Origin of the sequence: Pedococcus sp. NPDC057267 (assembly GCF_042668795.1) — a bacterium.
Classification (GTDB): Bacteria; Actinomycetota; Actinomycetes; order Actinomycetales; family Dermatophilaceae; genus Pedococcus.
Genome location: NZ_JBHUYG010000177.1, coordinates 1 through 2,668, shown reverse-complemented (window position 1 = coordinate 2,668; position 2,668 = coordinate 1). Strand labels below are relative to the sequence as shown.

Here is a 2,668-nt window from a genome sequence, read left to right as displayed (position 1 = left end):
ACCCGGCCACGCGGCACACCGTCGGGTGGGTCAGCGGGTCGCGCGGCGGGCGCGGTAGGCCCCGGCGCCGAGCAGCACGAGGCCGGCACCCAGCGCCGTCAGGGGCGCGGTGTCCGAGCCGGTGTTCGCCAGGGTCGGCGCGGTCGGCGTGGCGGATGCGGCCGATGCGGGCGCCGCAGCCGGTGCGGCGAGGATCGTGAACGGCGCGACGCCGAAGGCGCTCGGGACGGTGTCCGCGGACTCGGAGCCGAACGCGTCCACGGCGGACACGCCGCACGCGACGACCGCGACGGCGGACCCGGGCTTCACGCCCGCGGGCACGGTCGAGGTCACGCTGACGGAGCCGTCGCTCCTGGGGGTCACGGTCCGGGACAGGAACGGCTTGTCGGCGTCCTCCCGGCCGGCGGCCACCGCAGCGACCGTGGTACCCGCGGGGCACCTGGCGGACACGGTGAAGGCGGAGCCGACCCGCACCTTCGAGGGCGAGACGGTGACGTCGATGACCTGGACCTCGGTCGGGAGGACGAACACGTCCTCCGAGGCGCTGCCCACCGGGTCGGCCTGGCCGTAGACGAAGCAGTCGACCGAGGCGGTGGCGACGTCGTTGGCGGCTGCGGAGATGTCGAGGGTGGCTGCCCAGGCGCCTGCCTTGTCGACGTTCACCGACTCCTGGGCGACCGGGTTCCCGCCCTGGGCGAACGTCACCACGGCGGAGCTCGCGCCGCCCCCGCAGGTGCCCGTGACGTCGAGCGGCTGGTCGGCGAAGACGACGCCGCCGTCCCCGGAGGCCACCGTGATGGTGGTGCCGTCGGCGGCGTGGGCGGTACCGGACAGCAGCACGGCGCCGCCGACGGTCAGGACAGCGGCGACGGCGGACCGGCGCAGACGGGTGGAGAGCACAGAGACCTCACTCAGGCATGGTGGACGAACCCCTTCGGGCGGGACAGTAGCGGCACGGAGGACCACCCTGCGGCGTTTTCGCTCCATTTGCCGCGTGACGGTGTGTCGACTACCCGCCTTGCGGCGTCGAGGCCGGTGCACCGTGACCCGTGGTCCCGGCAGCACTGCAGGAGCTGCTCTGCAGCGGAGCCAGGGCGCGCATGGTCGCCGGCGTGACGAACGTGAACGGCACGTCCGTCCCGCTGGCCGCGCCGGGCACGGTCACGACCGGGCTCCCGACGGCCTGCCGGAGGTCCCGGCCGAGCCGCACGAGGCCTGCAGCGTCGAGCCCTTCGTCCCGGCGCAGCGTCGGACCGACCGACCAGGCCACCCGCTGGAGGGTGACGGGCGAGTCGATGCGGCCCGCGACCTGGCTCAGCACCTGCTCGGCGTGCGCCGTCCGCGTGGGGTCGGAGGCAGGGTCCGGCACCCACCGGCCGCCGACCTGGACCTCCGGGTGGCGCGAGCGCACCCAGGCCAGGGCTTCCTCGCCGTCGAGCTCGTGCACCCCGGGCCGCGGGAGGTCGAGCCCCGAGCCGAGGTCCCGCATCGGCAGCTGCGTCCGGACGCGCACGCGGCCGGTGGCGTCCACGAGGTCCTGCGCACCGGCCATGTCGGCGACCAGCACGTGGTCGACGCCGACCCCGAGGTCGAGGCAGAGCGAGTCGGCCACGCCGGTCGGGCCCTCCTCGAGGGCGAGACCGAGGCGGTGGGGCCGGTGGCGCTGCGCCCCGACGTACAGGTCGCGCGGCAGGGAGTAGAGCCGCGTCGTCCCGTCCGGCTCCCGCCTGAGGAGCAGGACGAGGTCGGCCCGCTCGCCGGTGGACTGCAGGGGGTCGGCATACCTGGACCGCTGCCCGGCCGGCAAGCGGGAACGCGAGTCGGAGGCGAGCAGGAGGGTGGTCGACCCCCGGTCCGTGCCGGGGAGCCGTCCGGGGAACGTCGGGACGCGGTGCACGAGGACGGCGGCATCCACGACGACGGCCACGGCCGCCACGAGCACGACGGCCAGCGCCGTCGTGCTGACGGCTCGCAGGCGGGGTGGGCGCGGCACGAACGACAGTGTGGCCGATCCAGCCGGTCACGCCTGCACGATCCCGGTCAGCGCTCCGCGGCACCCGTCCCTGCCACACCCGGCTCCGGTCCACGGGCGCGGGCGGCCCACTCGGCGGCGGTCACGGCATACACGACGTCGTCGAGGCGCGGCTGGCCGTCGCCCTTGCTCCCGGCGGGCACGTGCGCCACGACGCGGAAGCCGGCCTTCTCCAGCACCCGCTGCGAGGCGCGATGCGGTGCGAAGACGTCGGCGGTGACCATCGCGAGGTGCAGGTCGGCGAAGCCGAGCCGGAGCACGGCGCGGACGAGCTCGGTCGCCAGCCCACGCCCGGCGACCTGGGGGTGCACGGCGTAGCCGAGCACCCCCAGCCACATGCCGTTGTCGTCGGGCTCGAGGCGCAGGGACAGGTCCGCCACGACGCGGCCGTCGAGCTCGGCGACGAGGCCGAGTGCGGGCTCCGGGTGCCCCGGGCGTCCCCTCTCGGCGAAGCGGGTGACCCGGTCGCGCACGTCCTCACGGCCCAGGGCCGTCCGGGTGAGGTACCTCGCGACGTCCTCCCGCGAGCGGTACTCGAGCACGGCGTCGACGTCGCCGTGGGTGACGGGCCGCACCGACATCCGCTCGGTGCGCAGGGGCCACGCCAGGGACGCCAGGCTCGGTCCGGTGGTGCTC

The 2,668-nt window shown here is 75.6% G+C and carries 3 protein-coding genes; all 3 read right to left on the bottom strand.

What is annotated here, in order from left to right; translation table 11 throughout:
- Nucleotides 1-30: 30 nt before the first annotated feature.
- On the bottom strand, nt 31-900 hold the full coding sequence (locus tag ACFUC1_RS20470; protein WP_379123134.1) for an LPXTG cell wall anchor domain-containing protein: 870 nt from the start codon (nt 898-900) through the stop codon (nt 31-33).
- Nucleotides 901-1,009: 109 nt separating this feature from the next.
- Nucleotides 1,010-1,993, bottom strand: coding sequence for an LCP family protein (locus ACFUC1_RS20465; protein WP_379123132.1), 984 nt, complete (start codon nt 1,991-1,993; stop codon nt 1,010-1,012).
- A 47-nt stretch (nt 1,994-2,040) separates the two neighbouring features.
- The coding region (locus ACFUC1_RS20460) for a GNAT family N-acetyltransferase (RefSeq protein WP_379123130.1) at nt 2,041-2,668 on the bottom strand (628 nt) is incomplete at its 5' end.